Source organism: Actinomadura harenae (genome assembly GCF_003696215.1).
Taxonomy (GTDB): domain Bacteria; phylum Actinomycetota; class Actinomycetes; order Streptosporangiales; family Streptosporangiaceae; genus Spirillospora; species Spirillospora harenae.
The window spans coordinates 1-1,539 of sequence record NZ_RFFG01000262.1 but is presented as its reverse complement, the minus strand read 5'-3'; the positions used below and the strand labels follow the sequence as shown (position 1 = coordinate 1,539).

General features: G+C 74.1%; 1 protein-coding gene and 1 pseudogene. One reads left to right on the top strand and one right to left on the bottom strand.

Annotated elements, in window-relative coordinates; genetic code table 11:
* Window positions 1-189: pseudogene (locus EBO15_RS43370) on the bottom strand (hypothetical protein); the annotation flags it as partial.
* 296 nt (window positions 190-485) lie between these two features.
* On the opposite strand from EBO15_RS43370, the gene EBO15_RS43365 reads away from it, so the two are divergent.
* Complete coding sequence (locus EBO15_RS43365; protein ID WP_233616868.1) at window positions 486-1,532, top strand: 3-oxoacyl-ACP synthase III family protein; 1,047 nt, start codon at window positions 486-488, stop codon at window positions 1,530-1,532.
* The last annotated feature ends 7 nt before the right edge of the window (window positions 1,533-1,539 follow it).

The following is a 1,539-nucleotide window of genomic DNA, read 5'->3' as shown; positions in this document are numbered from 1 at the left end:
GGGCGCGGGGAGCGCCTCGGCGACGGCGTCGAGCACGTCGCCGACGACGCGGGCCGCGACCGGGCCGGTGGCGGCCAGAGCCCGCAGGTCGGGCGCGCCGGCGGCGCCGGTGCCGGGGAACAGGAACGCGCAGGCCTCGTCGGGAGCGAGTCTCGAGGCCCACGGGGGCGGGTTGGGGGTCCGGGTCACGCCGCACTCCTCGCCAGGAAGGAACACTTCCACTTCTCGACAGACAAACGCTATATAAAAAACTTGTTATGGAAATAGAGCTGCGAAATGCGATTATTCACTCATGGAATCGGGGTGTCGACAAGCGTCTTCCGGTCGGCCCGGCGGATCGATCACCGCGAGACGACCGGCCGGTCACCCCGAGTGAAACGGTCGCCCCGAGTGAAAGGAACAGGCCAGCACAAATCACAGCAAAAGCCGCGCCGCACCAGGACCACCGAAATCCGGCCCTCCCGGCCGGATGGGGGGAGAACTACGTGACGATCCCGTACGCCATCCGCGGCACCGGCGCCTACCTGCCCGAGCAGCGGATCACCAGCACCGAGCTGTCCACCGCCCTCGGCCTCGACCCGCAGTGGATCGAGAGCCGCACCGGCATCCGCGCCCGGCACCGCGCCGCCCCCGGCCAGGCCGCCTCCGACCTGGCCGCCCACGCCGCCCGCGACGCCCTCGCGGCCGCCGGGATCGACGCGGGCGACCTCGCCCTCATCGTGCTCGGCACCTCCACTCCCGACGAGCTCGGACCCGCCACCGCCTGCCGCGTCCAGGCCCTCCTCGGCGCCGGCCGCGCCGCCGCCTTCGACGTCGCAGCCGCCTGCACCGGCTTCCTGCACGCCCTCCAGACCGCCGCGGCCCTCCTCCACGGCACCCCCGGCACCCCCGGCACCCCCGCCCCGGGCAACACGGCCCGGCCCCCCGGCGGCGGCCCCTACGCCCTGGTCATCGGCGTCGAGGTCTACTCCCGCTTCCTCAACCCCGGCGACCGCGCCACCAGAGCCCTGTTCGGCGACGGCGCCGCCGCCGCCGTCCTCGGCCCCGTCCCCGCCCCCTACGGCATCACCGCCATGGGCATGGGCGCCGACGGCACCCGCGCCGACGACGTCCTCATCCCCGCCGGAGGCAGCCGCCTGCCCGCCACCGCGGACACCCTCGCCGCCCTCGACCACACCATCCACATGGACGGCGCCGCCGTCCGGAACTTCATCACCGACGTCTTCCCCCGCATCGTCGCCGACGCCCTCGACACCGCGGGCGTGAAGACCACGGACCTCGCCCTGGTCGTCCCGCACCAGCCCAACCCCAAACTCGTCGCCTCCCTCGCCCCCGCCGCCGGACTCGACCCCGGCCGGCTCGCCATCGCCGGACAGGACGTCGGCAACATCGGCGCCGCCAGCCTCCCCTACGCCCTGCACCGCGCCGTCACCGACGACCGCCTCTACCCCGGCGACCAGGTCCTCCTCGCCGGATTCGGCGCCGGACTCACCTGGGCCCACGCCCTCCTCACCTGGCCGCCCCTCGACTGATCCCCGC